The organism is Streptomyces sp. NPDC002795 (genome assembly GCF_042888725.1).
GTDB lineage: Bacteria > Actinomycetota > Actinomycetes > Streptomycetales > Streptomycetaceae > Streptomyces.
Window position 1 is genome coordinate 1 of record NZ_JBIAQB010000021.1, and the last position, 16,043, is coordinate 16,043.

18 protein-coding genes are annotated in these 16,043 nt (G+C 71.1%); 7 read left to right on the forward strand and 11 right to left on the reverse strand.

Annotated features, from left to right (window positions below):
- Positions 1-103 precede the first annotated feature (103 nt).
- Positions 104-730, forward strand: a complete 627-nt coding sequence (locus tag ACFYWS_RS38550; protein ID WP_389284310.1) for a hypothetical protein — start codon at positions 104-106, stop codon at positions 728-730.
- Positions 731-766: 36 nt separating this feature from the next.
- Positions 767-3,631, forward strand: a complete 2,865-nt coding sequence (locus tag ACFYWS_RS38555; RefSeq protein WP_389284312.1) for a Helicase associated domain protein — start codon at positions 767-769, stop codon at positions 3,629-3,631.
- Positions 3,632-3,876: 245 nt separating this feature from the next.
- Here ACFYWS_RS38555 and ACFYWS_RS38560 read toward each other — a convergent pair whose 3' ends face one another.
- The 5 genes from ACFYWS_RS38560 to ACFYWS_RS38580 all read right to left on the reverse strand — a co-directional run bounded on the left by ACFYWS_RS38560 (position 3,877) and on the right by ACFYWS_RS38580 (position 6,244).
- Positions 3,877-4,287 (reverse strand): DUF6415 family natural product biosynthesis protein, encoded by a 411-nt coding sequence (locus ACFYWS_RS38560; protein WP_389284314.1) that lies wholly within the window; start codon positions 4,285-4,287, stop codon positions 3,877-3,879.
- A gap of 44 nt (positions 4,288-4,331) precedes the next feature.
- Positions 4,332-4,514 (reverse strand): hypothetical protein, encoded by a 183-nt coding sequence (locus tag ACFYWS_RS38565; RefSeq protein WP_266862523.1) that lies wholly within the window; start codon positions 4,512-4,514, stop codon positions 4,332-4,334.
- Between the two features lie 96 nt (positions 4,515-4,610).
- Entirely contained in the window at positions 4,611-5,459 is an 849-nt protein-coding gene (locus ACFYWS_RS38570) for a helix-turn-helix transcriptional regulator (RefSeq protein ID WP_266862525.1), read from the reverse strand.
- A 16-nt stretch (positions 5,460-5,475) separates the two neighbouring features.
- Positions 5,476-6,009 (reverse strand): DUF6879 family protein, encoded by a 534-nt coding sequence (locus tag ACFYWS_RS38575; RefSeq protein ID WP_389284315.1) that lies wholly within the window; start codon positions 6,007-6,009, stop codon positions 5,476-5,478.
- Positions 5,978-6,244, reverse strand: coding sequence for a hypothetical protein (locus tag ACFYWS_RS38580; RefSeq protein WP_267059110.1), 267 nt, complete (start codon positions 6,242-6,244; stop codon positions 5,978-5,980). Before ACFYWS_RS38580 ends, ACFYWS_RS38575 begins: the two co-directional genes overlap by 32 nt.
- Positions 6,245-6,487: 243 nt before the next feature.
- On the opposite strand from ACFYWS_RS38580, the gene ACFYWS_RS38585 reads away from it, so the two are divergent.
- The gene (locus ACFYWS_RS38585) at positions 6,488-7,195 is read left to right on the forward strand and encodes a hypothetical protein (RefSeq protein WP_389284317.1); all 708 of its coding nucleotides are present in this window, start codon (positions 6,488-6,490) and stop codon (positions 7,193-7,195) included.
- 54 nt (positions 7,196-7,249) lie between these two features.
- On the opposite strand, the gene ACFYWS_RS38590 is transcribed toward ACFYWS_RS38585, so the two are convergent.
- Together ACFYWS_RS38590 and ACFYWS_RS38595 are read right to left on the reverse strand one after the other, a co-directional pair.
- Positions 7,250-8,308, reverse strand: a complete 1,059-nt coding sequence (locus tag ACFYWS_RS38590; protein WP_389284319.1) for a replication-relaxation family protein — start codon at positions 8,306-8,308, stop codon at positions 7,250-7,252.
- A gap of 117 nt (positions 8,309-8,425) precedes the next feature.
- Positions 8,426-8,896, reverse strand: coding sequence for a hypothetical protein (locus ACFYWS_RS38595; protein WP_389284320.1), 471 nt, complete (start codon positions 8,894-8,896; stop codon positions 8,426-8,428).
- A gap of 260 nt (positions 8,897-9,156) precedes the next feature.
- On the opposite strand from ACFYWS_RS38595, the gene ACFYWS_RS38600 reads away from it, so the two are divergent.
- Together ACFYWS_RS38600 and ACFYWS_RS38605 are read left to right on the forward strand one after the other, a co-directional pair.
- Positions 9,157-9,651, forward strand: a complete 495-nt coding sequence (locus ACFYWS_RS38600) for a hypothetical protein (RefSeq protein WP_389284321.1) — start codon at positions 9,157-9,159, stop codon at positions 9,649-9,651.
- A gap of 92 nt (positions 9,652-9,743) precedes the next feature.
- Positions 9,744-10,211, forward strand: a complete 468-nt coding sequence (locus ACFYWS_RS38605; protein WP_389284322.1) for a hypothetical protein — start codon at positions 9,744-9,746, stop codon at positions 10,209-10,211.
- A 755-nt stretch (positions 10,212-10,966) separates the two neighbouring features.
- On the opposite strand, the gene ACFYWS_RS38610 is transcribed toward ACFYWS_RS38605, so the two are convergent.
- Positions 10,967-11,296 (reverse strand): hypothetical protein, encoded by a 330-nt coding sequence (locus ACFYWS_RS38610; RefSeq protein WP_389284323.1) that lies wholly within the window; start codon positions 11,294-11,296, stop codon positions 10,967-10,969.
- Positions 11,293-13,059: a MobF family relaxase gene (mobF, locus tag ACFYWS_RS38615; RefSeq protein WP_389284394.1), complete on the reverse strand. Its 1,767-nt coding sequence runs from the start codon at positions 13,057-13,059 to the stop codon at positions 11,293-11,295. Before mobF ends, ACFYWS_RS38610 begins: the two co-directional genes overlap by 4 nt.
- Before the next feature lie 219 nt (positions 13,060-13,278).
- Here mobF and ACFYWS_RS38620 point away from each other — a divergent pair, with 219 nt between their 5' ends.
- Together ACFYWS_RS38620 and ACFYWS_RS38625 are read left to right on the forward strand one after the other, a co-directional pair.
- Positions 13,279-13,464, forward strand: coding sequence for a hypothetical protein (locus ACFYWS_RS38620; RefSeq protein WP_389284324.1), 186 nt, complete (start codon positions 13,279-13,281; stop codon positions 13,462-13,464).
- Between the two features lie 193 nt (positions 13,465-13,657).
- Positions 13,658-13,963 carry a hypothetical protein gene (locus ACFYWS_RS38625; RefSeq protein ID WP_389284326.1) on the forward strand — a complete coding sequence of 102 codons (306 nt, stop codon included), beginning with the start codon at positions 13,658-13,660 and terminating at the stop codon, positions 13,961-13,963.
- Positions 13,964-14,030: 67 nt separating this feature from the next.
- Here ACFYWS_RS38625 and ACFYWS_RS38630 read toward each other — a convergent pair whose 3' ends face one another.
- Positions 14,031-14,966 (reverse strand): hypothetical protein, encoded by a 936-nt coding sequence (locus tag ACFYWS_RS38630; RefSeq protein ID WP_389284327.1) that lies wholly within the window; start codon positions 14,964-14,966, stop codon positions 14,031-14,033.
- Positions 14,966-15,898, reverse strand: coding sequence for a ParA family protein (locus ACFYWS_RS38635; RefSeq protein ID WP_389284329.1), 933 nt, complete (start codon positions 15,896-15,898; stop codon positions 14,966-14,968). Before ACFYWS_RS38635 ends, ACFYWS_RS38630 begins: the two co-directional genes overlap by 1 nt.
- Positions 15,899-16,043 lie beyond the last annotated feature (145 nt).

Genomic DNA, 16,043 nt, shown 5'->3' on the forward strand with positions numbered 1-16,043 from the left:
TCCGGGAACCTCCCCGGAATTCCGAGAGGAACGACCGCAGATGACCGGTCACCACGAATCTACCGGACCCGATCCCGCGCTGAGCAGCGATTCCATCCGCCGGGTGGGCCAGTATCAGACGGCGGGCGTCAATGCCCGGCTCCGGCTGTTCGCGCTCCTGGAGGCGCAGGGCGTGCCCGCGAGCGAGGCGGACGACCTGGTGGCCGCGCTGGAGGCCGGAGCGGTCGCCGGGGCGCAGAGCGAGGTCGTGGAGCTGGACGGCATGGCGCCGCGCCCGCGTGGCCCCGAGTTCGGGGACGGCTGGGATGACGGCGTGACGGCCGTGAGCGAGGCCCTGGTGCGCATCACGGACCGGGAGTGGTCCCGGCGCGGCGGCCGGTCGGTCGGGGCCGCTGAACTGGCCGTACACATCGCGGACGTGAGGCAGCGTGAGCGCGCCGACCTGGTGCGGCTGGAGAGGTACGTCCGGGAAGCCGTACTGCCGGCCACCTACCCGCACACCACGGCGCGCCGCCAGGTCCTGGAAGCGCTGGGTGAGGCCGGCGGTCTGTGCACCGCGCGGACGGTCAACAGCGATGGGGACTACGTCGTCTGCACGCTCGATTCCGGGCACTACGACCCGGACGACAAGCCGCCCTTCAAGGACGGAAAGCCGGGCGGGTGGCACAAGGCGGGTGCGTCGATCTGGAACGACCTGGGCGCGGCCTGCATTCCGCACGCGGCCCTCTGAAAGACCACACGAATTCAGCGCTCGGGGAGGAACAGAATGTCAGCGATTCGACTCAAGGAACACCAGGTAGATCAGCGCTCCGCGTTTAGGAAGTGGGTGGGATTCCCTGCAAGGTCATCTGTGCCCCCGCAGGGTGCCCGGGGCACGATCGTGTCAGCGACCGGTTCGGGCAAGACGATCACGGCCGCTGCGTGCGCGCTGGAGTCGTTCGCGGACGGCCGGATCCTCGTGACCGTCCCGACCCTGGACCTGCTCGCGCAGACCGCCCAGGCGTGGCGCCTGGTGGGCCACCGGGCCCCGATGATCGCGGTGTGCTCGCTGGAGAACGACGCGGTGCTGAACGAGCTGGGTGTGCGGACCACCACCAACCCGATCCAGCTCGCCCTGTGGGCCGGGCACGGGCCGGTCATCGTGTTCGCCACGTACGCCTCTCTCGTGGACCGCGAGGACATCGACGCACCCGAGGGCCAGCGGAAGGTTCGCGGGCCGCTGGAGGCCGCTCTGGCGGGCGGGGAGCGGCTGTATGGGCAGCGCATGGACGGTTTTTCGCTCGCGATCGTGGATGAGGCGCACGGCACCGCTGGTGATCTTGGTCGTCCGTGGGCGGCGATCCACGACAACGCCCGTATCCCGGCGGACTTTCGGCTCTACCTGACCGCGACCCCGCGCATCCTCGCTGCGGCCCGCCCGCAGAAGGGCGCGGACGGCCAGGAGGTGGAGCTCGCGACGATGTCGGACGACCCGGAGGGAACCTACGGCGCCTGGCTCGCAGAGCTCGGTCTGAGCGAGGCCATCGAGCGCGAAATCCTCGCCGGGTTCGAGATCGACGTCCTGGAGATCCGCGATCCCTCGCCGGTTCTCGGGGAGTCGGAGGAGGCGCAGCGGGGTCGGCGTCTGGCCCTGTTGCAGACCGCGCTCCTGGAGCACGCGGCGGCGTACAACCTCCGTACGGTCATGACCTTCCACCAGAAGGTCGAAGAGGCCCGCGCGTTCGCGGACAAGCTGCCCGAGACGGCTGCCGCGCTGTACCTGAACGACGCCTCCGACGCCGATCTGGCCGCCGCGGACAAGCTGCCGAAGTCGTCGATCGACGCGGAGTTCTACGAGCTGGAGGCCGGCCGCCACGTCCCGCCGGACCGGGTGTGGTCGGCGTGGCTGTGCGGCGACCACCTCGTCGCCGAACGCCGGGAAGCGCTCAGGCAGTTCGCCAACGGCATCGACGCGGCCGGGCGCCGGGTGCACCGGGCGTTCCTCGCTAGCGTTCGCGTTCTCGGAGAGGGCGTGGACATCACCGGCGAGCGGGGAGTCGACTCGATCTGTTTCGCGGACACCCGCGGCTCGCAGGTGGAGATCGTGCAGAACATCGGCCGGGCGCTGCGGCTCAACAAGGACGGCTCCACCAAGGTGGCCAGGATCATCGTGCCGGTGTTCCTGGAGCCGAACGAGGACCCGACCGACATGGTCGCCAGCGCCAGCTTCCGCCCTCTTGTAGCGGTCCTCCAGGGGCTCCGCTCGCATGATGATCGACTTGTTGAGCAGCTCGCTTCCCGTGCGCTCACGAGCGGCAAGCGCAAGGTGCACGTCAAGCGTGGCGAGGACGGGCAGATCGTGGGGGCCGGCGCGGGTGAGGGCGAGGACCATGAGGACGACGACACGCAGGCCGCCGCCGAAGCGGCCCTGCTGCACTTCTCCAGCCCGCGCGACGCGGCGACGATCGCGGCGTTCCTCCGTACGCGGGTGTACCGGCCGGAGTCACTGGTGTGGCTGGAGGGCTACCAGGCCCTGATCCGCTGGCGGGCGGAGAACGAGATCACCGGCGTCCACGCCGTGCCCTACGACGTCGAGGTCGAAGTGGGGGTCACGAAGTCGTTTCCGCTTGGCCGCTGGGTGCATCAGCAGCGGAAGGCCCTGCGGGCGGGTGAGCTGGAGGAGCGGCGCAAGACGCTGCTGGACGCACCCGAGGCTGGGATGGTGTGGGAGCCGGGCGAGGAGGCGTGGGAGAGCAAGCTCGCCGCGCTCCGGTCCTACCGGCGGGCCACCGGGCACCTCGCGCCCCGGCAGGACGCGGTGTGGGGCGAGGGCGAGGCGATGGTGCCCATCGGGCAGCACCTCGCCAACCTCCGGCGCAAGGGCGGCCTCGGGAAGGACCCGAAGCGCGCGGCGGAGCGTGCGGAGCAGCTGACGGCGATCGACCCGGACTGGGACTGCCCGTGGCCGCTGAACTGGCAGCGGCACTACCGGGTGCTCGCCGACCTGGTCGACGCCGACGGCGTGCTGCCCTACATCGCGGGCGGCGTCATGCACGACGGCGACGACATCGGCACCTGGAGGTGGCGTCAGCAGGAGCCGGGTACCTGGGCCCAGCTCCTGCCCGAGCAGCGCGAGCGGCTGACCGCCCTGGGCATCCGCGGCGCCCCCCTCCCCCTGACCGCTGCCGCCCCGGCGGAGCTCCCTGCGGTGCCGGCCGACGCGGCCTCGGGCCCGAAGAAGGCCGGGAGCAAGGCGGAGGCGGCCTTCCAGCGGGGCCTGGCGGCTCTGGCGCAGTGGGTGGAGCGGGAAGGCGCGGACCGGCCCGTGCCGCGCGGGCACAGCGAGACGATCGTGGTCGACGGCGAGGCGGAGCCGGTGACCGTGAAGCTGGGCGTGTGGAATTCGAACGTCAAATCGAGGCGGGACAAGCTCAGCGCCGACCAGCTCGCCGCCCTCGCCGCGCTGGGCGTCGACTGGGCGGGAGCGGTCCGGGTCGCCCAGGACGCTCCGGCGCAGCCCGCCGCCGTGCAGGCCGCACCGCCTCAGCGTGACCACCACGATGAGTGCGACAAGACGCTCTACGCGGGCGGTACATGTACCTGTGACCTCATCGAGCAGTACGGGCCGCCCTCCGAACGCGACGACTACTGACCGCTCCCCCGCCACCGACCGGACCCCGGGCCTGCCAAGGTCCGGGGTCTCGTGCGTCGGCAGGCCGGCTGTTCGGCGTCGGATGCCCGCGAGGACCTGCAACGCAGGGTGAAACGCAACGGGCCGCCCCGGCTTCCTTCGGGCGTTCCCGCAGGTCAGATGTGAAACGCGGGGCCCGTTGCACCCGTGTTGCGCGGTGGTGTTTCACCGGGTGTTGCGGCTGGGAGCGGGCGAAGGGGCGCGGTTCAGATCCCGCCCGGTGCAACCCCCTCCGGGGCGGGCGCCGCCTCCAGGCGGTCCAGCCGCTCGTAGAGGGCGCGCACGAGGCGGGCGCGGCTCTGGACGCAGCGCACGGTGCCTTCCAGCGTCGCGGACAGCCGGCCTTCCGCCTCGCGCAGGACGACGTCGGCGAGTGCCCGGGGCCCGCTGCTCTTCGGCAGCTGGTCGGCGCGACGCCGGACGTCGGAGGCGACCGCGCGGGCGTGGCCGGTCAGCTGGAGGCCGATCTGCTCGTAGTCGCGTTCGGCGAGCGTGTCCTCGCCGGTCCACGCGAGCACGGCTTTGACGAGGCTCTCGTACGGTTCGCGGTCGAGCGGGAGCTCCGCCTCGATCAGCCCGTCGGGGTCGTACAGGACCGTGTGGCTGCTGGTGTGCATGGCGGGCCTCGCTGCTGGGGCGTCTTCGCGCGGGTGACCGGCGGTCACCGCTGGGTGTCCTCGCCGCCGTCGGCTCCGTCGTCCTGGTCCTCGTTCTGCTGGGCGAGGAACCGGGCGAAGCCGCGGTCCGCGCGGGCCAGCAGGGCCGGGGAGGGAACGCCGTAGGCGGGCGGCTGGAGGCCGCGGCCCTCCGGGGCCGGGGCGGTGGAGTCGGTGTGTGCACGCATGGGGACCCGCCTCTCCGGCTGGTGGTCCGTCGGTGCCGTCGACGCTACGCAGCTACGGGCGGCGCCCTCAACGAAGTTGCGGAGAATTGCGGAGGTTCACTCCAGGGCGTCGATCGCGGCCCGGATGAGCGTGCGGGCCCCGTCGCCGTACACGGCCATCTCCGCGAGGCCGGTGAACGCCTTGGCGTAGTCGGCGAGCTCGCGCGGCTGCTTCACCTTGATCTCCGCCGTCAGGGTCTCCACCACGACCTGGGTGTCGTCGTGGAGGTAGAACGCCTCCAGCGGCCACACGGTGCGCTGCGCGGTGAACGGGATGATCCCGAGCGAGACGGAGGCGAGCGGCATCACGGCCAGGAGGTGGCGCAGCTGCCCGCGCATGGCGTCGGGGTCGGCGGTGCGGTAGCGCAGGACGGATTCCTCCATGAGGACGACGTAGCGGTGGCCGCCCTCGTAGAGGAACCGGGAGCGGGCGACCCGGGCGGCGACGGCTTCGGCGACGTCGTTCGGCGTGCCCTGGAAGGTCGTGATCTGCCCCATGAGGGCGGTGGCGAACGCCGGGGTCTGGAAGAAGCCCGGCGGGACGTTGGAGACGTAGACCCGGCAGACGCGGGTCTGCTCGTGCAGGGCGTACCAGCCCTCTTGGACGGTACGCATCCCGTTGCGGTGCAGGCGGCGCCACTCCAGGTACATGGAGTCGACGGCGCGGGCGGTGGCGATTAGGTCCTCGGTCTGGTCGTCGGCGCCGCACGCCGCACACCAGGTGCGGATATCCGCGTCGGAGGGCGGGGCCTCGCCCTTCTGGATCCGGGTGGTCTTCGCGGGGTGCCAGCCGCACCGGGCGGAGAGTTCCTTCCCGGTGAGGCCGGCGTCCCTGCGCAAGTGCTGCAGCCGCACGGCGAGCGCCTCGCGGGCTGCTTGTGCGCTGGAGGATGGAGAGGCGGTCATGTGGCTGCTCAGGGGCCTAGACGGTGTACTTCTCGTGCGGGATGCCGCGCTCCCAGACCGTCTCGAACGCTGATGCGCACAGGGTCACCGCGGCCGGGTCCTCGGTGAGTTCACAGCCGGGGTCGACCCAGTCGCCGTCGCCGCTGAAGAAGTGGAACATCACCAGGCGGTCGTCGATCAGCCAGAAGTCGTTGCCCGGCAGGGCGATGTCCGAGGCGTTGCGGCGGGGCAGCCAGCGGACCTGTTCGCCGGCGCCCACGTTCAGCACGGTGGCGGCGTGCTCCCACCGGATGTAGTCGGTGACCGGCTCGGAGACGATCCGGGCGCGCCGCATCACCACTCCCCTGGCCAGGGTCTCCCTGACCAGTCCGAGCCACTCGGGCCACCAGCGGGCCGTGGGGTCCAGGTCGATCTCGCCGGTCCGGGCGAACAGCTCGATCTCTTCGGCCTCATCGCCGACGCCGTAGCGGTCGCGCATCTCCAGGTGCACCGCGCTGTGCTGAGCGCCCCTCAGCAGTTCAGCGAAGTCCGGCACGCTGCTCTGCGACATTGCACGCCTCCCTCAGAATCGCCGCCATCCGGACGGGGATACGGATCACCGTCTCGTGCGGCGGGATGCCCGCCGCGTGGCCGGGCACCCACTCGGTCCCGCCGACCATCGCCTTCAACAACGCTTCGGCTTCCTCGCCTTGAAGGATCAGGTCGGCGCTCTCTTCTTCCACCCACACCGTCGGCGATCCACCGCCTCCGGTGTTCGGGTCGATCCCGACGAACCGTAACGTCATGGCGCTCTCCCGTGTCGAGTCGGTTGCGCTTAGTTGCGCCGACCGTCCCGCGCCCCGGCCCCCTCGGTCAAGACCAGGGCCGGATCTGTCCCCCGTACGGTCAGCAGCGCGCCGAAAGCGACAGCCGGGTGGGCCGGACGGGTGGCCGACGGGTCCACGACGTACCGGGGCCGGCGGGCTGCCGGTTGTGCCGTTCAGCGGACCGATCGGCCCGCGCACGGGGTCACGTCTGCGAGGCACAGCATGGGACGTCACAAGCAGCACAAGCCACGCCGCTCACGGGGCGAGAGCGACCGCCCGACCACGGAGTGGTTCGGCACCGCGTTCCACTCCACCGAGGGGATGCAGCACCTGGACGTTCGCCAGTCCGGCAACGGCATCCTGATCACCTCCTCCCCTGCCGAGATCGACGGCGCTCCGGCCTCGTGGGCACTGCGTCTGCGCAACGACGACGACGGCCTGGCGCTGAACGAGTGGGGCGCAGCCCTGGCCGCCGGACGCGGGCACGCCCAGGTCATGTCCGAGGGGCCTGGGTACATGACCGTCCTGTCGTTCATGCCCAACCAGCCCGAGGACGGTGTCGGCACGCTGGCCCGGATCCGCACCAGCGGAAGCCCGGACGGCGACGTCGTCTTCGAGCGGAGCGCGGAACGGCCGATGGAGCTGTGGGCGGAAGCCGGGGAGGGACTCCTGCGGATCGTGCCGCTGCTCGGACCGGACGCGCCGCCGGCGGACGACCTCGAGGACTGCCGCCTGTGCCCCGGCTGCTACCGGCCCGTCTACGAGAGCTCTTCCTCGCACACCCTGATCGGCGCCGGTCCGCTCCCGCTGATGGGGCTGTGCAGGCTGTGCGCCGAAGGCACCACCCTGCGTTCGCTGCGCCAGGCCGACGTGCCCGTCGACCCGCAGCAGCGCGTCGTCCTGGAGACCGTGGCCGCCGCCATGGCGTAGCCGGGCCGCCCCGGGCAAGCCCTCCCGCACCGAAGGGCTTGCCCGGCTCGGGCGTCAGCGGCCGGCGGGCTCGGGGTAGCGCTCGCGGCGAACGTACGGGTCGTCGACGCCGATCTCGTACCAGGGATCGCCCCGCTGGAGCCTGGGCAGGGTGTTCACCCACACCGCCACGGCGATGCCCTCCACGTCGGCAGCGAGCGCCTGGAGGCGGTTGTCGAGGAGGTGCTCCGCCTTTCCCGCCAAGACGACATGCAGCCGCGGGAAGGTCTTCGAGCGGGTGTAGCGGTGGCGCTGCCAGAACGGGAACGTGCCGCCGATCGTGCCGCGGGCGCCCTCCCAGACGCGGTGCCCGGCGTAGCGCTCGTAGTCCCAGACCTCACGTGCGAGCCGGGCCTGGGGCATCGTGCCGTTATCGAGCTCGAAGAGGCGCACCTCGCTGGTCTTGGTCGGCCACGCGAGGACGGCGTCGGTGTTGAAGCTGAGGCCGGTCTCCTTGATGGCGTGGTTGACCTCCACCTGCCAGCCGGTCAGATGGTCCCGGCCGCCGAAGGCGAGGATCGTGTCCGTCACCGCGACCCCGTGCGGACCGAACCCGGCTCGAACGGCCTTCGCTCCGGTGCCGGCCTTCGGTCGGGGAGGCAGCTCGTTGCCGTCAGCCAGAGCCTTCTGCCCCGCCACCGTCAGGTTCCAGATCGGATGCTTTCCCGCCTTGCCGTTCGTCTCCGCCAGCCCGAGCTCCGCCAGCTTCTTCATCGCCCTGCGCACGTACGACCGACCATCCGCATCCTCCGCCGTGATCACCGAAGCCATCTGCCGAACCGTCGCTATCCGCACACACCCCAGCATCCGCAGCGCATCGGCCCGCACCTTCCCGGCCGTGGGAGTGGACTTCTTCCCCTTCGCCGACGTCTCAGGGAAAGGGAGAGAGGTGTCGGCGTGCCGGAGGGCACCCTGACGGGCGGTGTGAGCTGCGGTGATGGGCACGACGTTGGAATCGTTCGCGGCACCGTTCACGGCACTGGATTCCGGGTCGCCCGGAAGGTGCTCAGCACCCCTTGTCCAGGTCGGAAGCGGCTCCAGGTCGGGCTGCCGGGCGCTGCTGTTGTACGTCATGTCGAAGCTCCTCACGCAGGTGGCGCGGGGGTCCGGATGGAATCCCCCCTCACTTGCTAGAGGTGTCGCGAAAGCCAACGGTGTGACGATTCACTGAGCACCGTTACCGAGCCGTGATCATCCGGCGGGCGTCCCGCGGAGCTCGGAGACGATCGCGAACGACGTCGTCACCATCGGCACCGCCATGGCCGGCGGCATCACCGCGTGCGTGGTCTGGCCGTGCGCCATCCCGTTGCGGATCTGCCGACCATAGTCGAGGTACTCCGCCTGCCGGGCCGTCAGGATCCCGTCGGCCGCACCCTGCTTGATGAGCCCGTGCAGCGGCTTCTTGCCCGCGCCCGGGATCCGGTCGCGCAGCACGATCTCCACCGCGATCAGGGAGTGCATGACCGCCACGGTGGAGAACTCGTAGCAGTAGTACGACTGGCGCAGCAGCTCGCGGGCCGTACGCAGGACCGTCGCCGCAGCCTCGGGCACACCGTCGGGCACGACCAGGCCCTCAACGAGGTCGTGCATGTCGGCGTAGCCGGTGACGAAGTAGTTGGCCCGGTCGTCCGGGACCGGGAACGGCAGCCGCTGCGTGGTCATCCCCGCAGTCTCCCAGCGGCATGTCCCAGGCGGCAGCGCCTTTTCCCAGGTCGTCGCGCAGCGTGCCGGGACGGAGATTTCTCCCCCATCGAAATGGGCGGTATGTCGCACGTAGCCAACGTGGTCAAGGGAAAACGCGGCGCGGTGGCTGCGAGGCCGTGCTCACCGGCGGTGCCCGGACTCTGTCCACAGGGCCGCAATTAGAGGCTCCTCTTGAGGCCGCCGCGATCAGCGTGGCGGGCCGTCGATGAGGAGTTGTCATGCAGCAGAGCCCCGCCGATGCATTGTTCGAGCCGCTGACCGAGGAAGCAGTGGCGAGTGCCTTCAGGTATCTCCGGGCGATCCAGAGCGGTGACGCCCGGATGGCCGGCGAGCTCATCTTCGCCGAACCGCAGATGTCAGCCCTCCTCACCGGCATCGCCGAAGGGATCGTCGAGGCGGGCACCTCTCTGCCCGGCCCGGACGACGACGCACCGACATGGGACTCCTTCGCCCTGGAGGCTCTCGGCAAGGTCTTCCTGTACGGCCTGTGCAACTGGCAGCAGGCCGGACCGGACGCCGCCCCGGGCATCGCCCAGACGATCCTCGTCTTCATCGCGGAGGTCCTCTTCGAACGCGAAGGCCGCGACAACATCGCCCACGCCCTGAACACCTACGAGTCGTGCGCGAGGGGCCGCCTGCTCCTGGACGCGCGGGGCGGCATCGTCCGCGGCCTGCCCGGTGGACACCACCGCCCCGTGACGCGCGCCAGGTGAGCCCCGCGCTCATCGCCGCGCGCCTCCCCCGCCAGCAATCACGTCCTGCGGCCCTCCGATCAGCGAGACGGCCCGTACATGAGGAGCCACCTATGCCCGACACCACCACCATGCCGCTCGCCCCGATGACCCCGCATGCGGCCATCAGCGCCTTCACCTACCTCCGGGCCGTCCAGGCCGACGACGTCGACGCGGCCCGCGAGTTCGCCGGCGCCGAACCGCGGATGCCCGAGCTGCTCGTCGACGTCGTCACCCGGATCGTCGTCCCGGTCACCGCGCTGCCCGGTCCGGAGGCGGGCGAGCCGTGCGCGGACACGTTCGCCCTGGAGGCCCTCGGGCGCGTCTTCGTGACCTCGCTGCGGGTCTGGGCGCAGGCCGGGCCGGACGCGGCGGAGGGCATCGCCCGCGCGGTCATCGACTTCGCCGCGCAGTTCCTCACCGAGGACCACGAGGACGTCGCCGATGTCCTGCGCCAGCTGGAGGCCGTCGGCGTGGGCCAGGCCCTCGATGCGCACCCCGCACCGGCCGGTGCGCACCCGGTGCGCCTCACCGCCGTGTAGGGCGCACCGAGCCCGTCGGTGGTGCGCATCCGGTGCGCGCGCCACCGGCGGGAGGCGCGCGCACGATGCGCACCGTGGACCGCGCCGCGCGCATCCGGTGCGCGTACCTCGCCGGGGGTGCGGTGCTCCGTGCGCACCGTGCATCGCTCCGCGCGCATCCGGTGCACCGCACCTCCCGGACGGTGCGGTGCACCCCGCGCGCCGCGTGAATCGAGTGCGCGCATCCGTCACGGTTCGCCGTCCGCAGGCGGGAACGGACTCCTATATCACACACCCCCTTGACTTTTGTCTGATCGAAAGCCGAGACCGGCTCTGACAAGGGGAAATGCTCCGCTATCCAACGTGGTCAAGGGGAAACGTGAGCCCGTCCCGACCTGGACAAGGGGTCACCGACCTCCGGCTCGGAGGTGGACAAGGGGGTCCGGTTCGCCCGGCCGGAGGCGGACAAGGGGCCGGGCCGCCGATGCGTACGACCCGGGCCGTGCGCGCACCGGGTGGAGGCCGGAACATCGGGTGCCCGACATCGTGGTGCGCACGAGAGTGCCCGGCATCGTCGCGAGGCGCACCGGGTGCGGTGGCGGACATCGTGGTGCGCACCGGAGTGGCGTCCATCGTCATCCGGTGCGCACGACGGTGGAGTCCACTCGGTGGCGTCCATCGGGTGGAGCCCACCGAGTGGAGCCCACCCGATGTCGTGCATCGCCACTGGATGCTGAACATCGTCGGCTCCACTCGGTGGACGATGCCGGGCATCGTCACCGCAGCCAGGCGTTGGAGTGCCGTACCCGGGACAGTGCGCGGGCATCGCGGCGCGCGGCCGCGTTGCCGATCCGGCTCTGCCGGGAGCGGGGCCGGCGCGACTCCCCTGCGGCAAGGCGGCGCTTGGCGGCGTCCTGGAGCCGCTCCCGCTGATCGTCCAGCTGCTTCTTCTTGGCCGCCTTCGACTTCGGCGTCCGGGGCCGCTTCCAGATCGGCTGCCAGCCCGAGGGCTCAGCGAGCGCGGCGGCTATCTCCTTGGTGGCTGCGCGGGCTCGGGCGAGGGCGACCTCCAGTCCCGGAAGCTGCGGGTTCACCGGTGTGGTCATGCGAGTCCTCCAGTCGGTGTACGGCCCGGCGCCTGCTGCACTCCGGGCGGCGGGGTGTGCGACGGCGCGGGCGCCGCCGGAGCGGGCTGCGGCCGGAGGCGGTGGGCGACGTCGCGCTCCCGGACGCCGTCCTGAAGGCTGACGGCCACCTTGGCGACGGCCTCAAGCGTGGAGCGGGTCTGCTCCAGCGCGGCAACATCGGTCCCCTGCTGCTGCTCCTGGGCGCGGCCGGCCTTCCGGTCCGTGCGCGAGAGCTGCGGGCCGGACCTCGAGGCGCCGGCCACGGCGACGGTGTGCGGGCGGGTGCGGGAGCCCAGGCGCTCCGAGCGGCGCTCCGCGTGAACCCGGGCGGAGAGCGCTTTGGCGGCCAGACGGGCCCGCGCGTAGAGGGGAAGCATCCGGTTGCGGGTCAGCGGGCGCAGCACGGCCTGGTCCTCCGTGTCGCGCGGGTACAGGGCGCGCAGATCGGCGGTCACCGCCAGGCCCCGGCCGACGGGTCGGGTGAAGTCGTCGAGAACCGTCTGCACGATCCGTTCGTCCAGGCCGGGCTCGTGCGGGCGACCGCGCAGGACGTAGGACAGGTAGCGGCGCGCTTCGGCGAGCAGGTGGTGGCGCTTGAACGCACCGCGCATCACGTACACCACGGCCACGGTGTCGACGGCCGCCAGGACGACGTCGACCACCGGCCGCACCCGCGCCCACACCGCCGCGGCCGCCGCCCGCGCCCGCTCCGCGAGCCGGTCCACGACGTCGGCGCCGAACGCGGCGATAGCCGATTCCCGCCATCGCTCGCGGAGGTCGGACAGCGGCCGTGGTTCCTTGCGCTTGGGCGGGCGGGTCCGGTCGGCGGCTCGGCAGGCCAGCCCGGCCGCGGCTCGCTCCCCCGGCTCGTGCCCGTGCTCTTCCACGTACTCGGCAGTGAGGACGAACAGCGCATCCTCGATCTGCTGACGGCGCGTCGACTGCCAGCCGATGAGCCGCTGGTCGATGCCCGCGATCTCCATGACGGGCCGACGCCCCGGGGTCACCTCGCGCGGCTCCCACGCCCACCCGAGCCGGGCGGACACCTCCTCCATGAAGTACAGGAGGTACAGGGTGTCGGCGGCAACGATGTGGGCGAGCAGCGAGTCCGCCGACACGTTGCCCCACGTCCCGTCCGGGCGCCGGGCACGGATCGACACCACGGCGTGATCGTGGAGCAGCGGCTTCGATTCGGCGGCACGGGACTCGTAGTGCCGGAACACCGCGACGATCAGCCCGTCCTTCACCGGCTGGCGGTGCTTGCCGCCGCTCCCCCAGCGGATCTGCGCGACCGACTCCCCCAGCCACTTCAACGTCTTGCCCACGGCGGTGTCCTGGCACGACTCCAGCACCAGACGTCGCCCGTCGTCCCCCAGCGCCCACGCGATGTGCGCCGTCGGCGGCGGCCGGAAGACCAGGTCCATGCCCAGCCAGGGCGTGCGCTCCTTGGCCTTCTCCGTCTTCGCCGACCGGTTGTGCTCGATGGGCCTGCCCAGCACGGTCGCCCGCCGGGCCTTCACCGGATCGTCGCCCGCCTGAAGGCGCTCGCGCTCGATCCGCTCGGCGTCCGGGTGCCGGCCTTCCCCTAGGAGCAGCTGGGCCTGCCGCTCGCTCACCACGTCCCCGTCCGTGAGGCCGACCGCAGCCAGGCCCCCGCCCCTCCACACGCCGGGCGGAACACCGGCTTCGTCCTGGGCGGCGCGCAGCGCCGTGCCCGCGGGGCGGTGGCCATCGCCGACCATCACGCCGCGGAAGTAGTACCGCCACCCGTCACCCGGGCGGACCTCCGATTTGCTGATCACCGGGCCATGGAACACCGGCCGTGACCTGCACAAAAGGGCGATCCGGGGTCTGTCCCGCCGGGCGGGAGGCCATCACCAGATCTTTACCGGGGCGCCCGCCAGGCGGGCCGCCACACCAGCCCGAGACGGTAAGCCGCCGTCGTGTGCACAGTGCGCCGCATGTTGAACGAACTGCTCCACGGAGACCTCTGCCCGCTGTGCGGCCGGCCCCTCACGCTGCGCCCAAAGGTCGTCGTCCGCTCGAACGTGCCGTACCCCACCCGGACCGACTACCTGCCCCACTGCACCACCTGCGCCCACGAGCAGCGGTGGAACGACCTGATGAACGACCGCTCCGGCCTCTGACCCGAACCGTGCGATTACTGCGCCACGACCTCCGACCCGAGCCAACTCCAACGACAACCGACGCACACCACCGCACCCCAACCGTCCACCACTGCTGAGCGCACCGCGTCACCGACGCCCTTCAACACGAACAGCCACCACCGCCCCCGGCCGACTCCGGCCGGGGGCTTCGTGCGTCCTGGAGGAGTTCGCCGTGCCCACCTACGAGGCCCTGCCCCGCTTCACCACTGACCTGGACCGTCTCACCCCGGAACAGCGCCGCAAGTTCCGCCAGACCGTGGCGGCCTTCGTCGAGGACCTGCGCGCCGGAGGACGCTTCCGCGCCGGCCTTCGCGTCAAGCGGGTCCGACGGGCGACCGGGATCTACGAGCTCACCTGGTCCATGGGCACCGGCCCCGCCGGACGCGCCACCTGGCAGTACGGGCCCGCACGTCGCCCCGATACCCCGCACGTGATCTGGCGTCGCATCGGCACCCACGACATCCTCACCGGGCCCTGACGGCTTCGGGAAAGCGGAAGGCCGGCCCCGGTGGTCTGGGGCCGGCCTTCGTCATCGGTCTCGGAGGTCACTCCGCCTTCGGAAGCCTGATCGCCACGGCTCGGTCGATCTGCTGGAGCAGCGAGCCGATCTCCTGGATGAGCGGGACGGCGATGTCCGGCTGTGCTTCCACGGCCCGGCGTGCTGCCGACTTGTTCACCTTCTTCGCCGCCTCCTGGAGGGAGGCGAGGGTGTTCTGCAGTCGCTCGATGTCCTTCGTCGCAAGGGGGTCCGCCTTGCTATTGCTGGGCTTCTGGCTCGACTCCCCATTTGGGGAGTCGCTGCCGAGCGAGCTGATGTCGGGGACGCCATCGTTCTTCTCGGCGGCGTCGGACTTCTTCTCCGGCGCCTCCAGGAGCTCGCGGACGCGACGGCCGACGTCGGCGGGCTTGGCGTCCTTCGGGAGGAAGCCGAGGTCGCCCACCACCTTCTCCACGAGCTCCCCTGTGACGCGGGGGCTGCATCGGGCGATGGTGTCGTAGACCGTGATCGCGACCTTGTCGTTCGTCTGGCGGCGCAGCTCGGTCATCGCGCGGACGTGGGACTCCGGCGGCTTGTGCCCGAGGTTGGCGAGAGCTTCACCGACGCGCCATTCGTCGATGAGCCGGTAGAGCTGGGATTCGGAGACCTCCCAGGTGTCCCAGACCCATGCCGCGTAGTTGGGGTTCTCCTCGCGGTGCAGCTTGGCCACGCTCATGGTCTCGAACGACTTGCCCGCGATCCAGAAGGCGTTGCGGAGGTTGTCGACCCCGGCCTTGCAGGCTTCGAGGTCCGCGCGCTCCTGGTCGGACAGCTCGTCTTCGCTGTGAGGCTGGTAGGGCGCGGGGATCAAGGCGAGGGAGGTGCCGGGCAGTGGCTTGACCACCACGCTCGCCGCACCGGCCGCTGCCGCCAGACCTCCGCCGAAGAGGCCGCCTGCGCCCTGGCCTTGCTGGGCTTCTTCGTCGACGTCGAACAGGCCCATCAGGCCCTCCTCCTGGTGTGGTCGAAGATTTCCTGGTTCAGCTCCCGCATCTCCTTGGCCAGCGGGACGATCGTGTCCGGGACGACGTCGGCCGATGTGGCGCGGCCGGCCTTCACGTCGTAGGTGGTCGCGGAGGTCGGGAGCAGGTCGGCGTACTCGCCAAACAGCAGCCCCTTCTTGCGGGCGTTGCGGGCGGGCACCTCTCGGTAGCCCACGATCGTCTCCAGGATCGGTGTGCCCTCGCCCAGCGCCGTGCGGATGTCTTCGTAGACGGCCGCGTGCATCAGCGTGGCCGCGCGGTTGGAGCCGTAGAGGAAGGCGCCGGCCATCTGGAGGTGAGGGTTCACCTGGGTCTTCACCAGCTTGAAGTTCTTGCTGATGCGCTCCATGCCGCGGACCGAGGAATCGTCGGAGCGGGTGGGCACGATGAGGTACTTCGCGGCGGCGAGCACCAGCTGCTCCAGGGAGTCCTTCTCCGGGGCGCTGTCGAAGATGATGCGGTCGTAGAGAGCCGCGATCGGGGCCAGGGCCTGCGCGAGCGACATGACGACGCCTGCACCTTCCTGGAGCGTGCGCAGCATCAGGAGTCCGTCGATCTCGCCGACCTTGGGCCCGCCAGGCATCACGTCCAGGTTCGGGCGTACTTCCCGGATCGGCCGGAGCGGGGTGCGATCGTGTATGGCGCTGTAGAGACCCTCACCGTCTATGACGGAAGGGCCCTCCGGGTGGATTCCGCGGTTGAACCGCTTGATGCCGAGGTCGTCGTCATCCTGCCCGGTCACGCAGATGAGGAGGGTCCGCTCCCCGGCAGCCGCGGATTCGCCGGCGAGGTGCGCGGCCACCGTGCTCTTGCCGACACCGCCCTTCCCTGTGCCGACGACGGTACTTCCCTCGGGGGGTTCGATCGGCTGCGCTGCGCTTGGGTTCAGCACGGGGGGTGCCCTTCCTTGTTACTCATGCGTGGGCCGCACCGTGCGCGGCAGGGGCATCTTGGCACACCCAGAACCCTTGCCAGGACTGGCTTGCGAGCATCGCTCCCCATTTGGGGAGTCCATTTCCGGGCTCATGATCCATCGA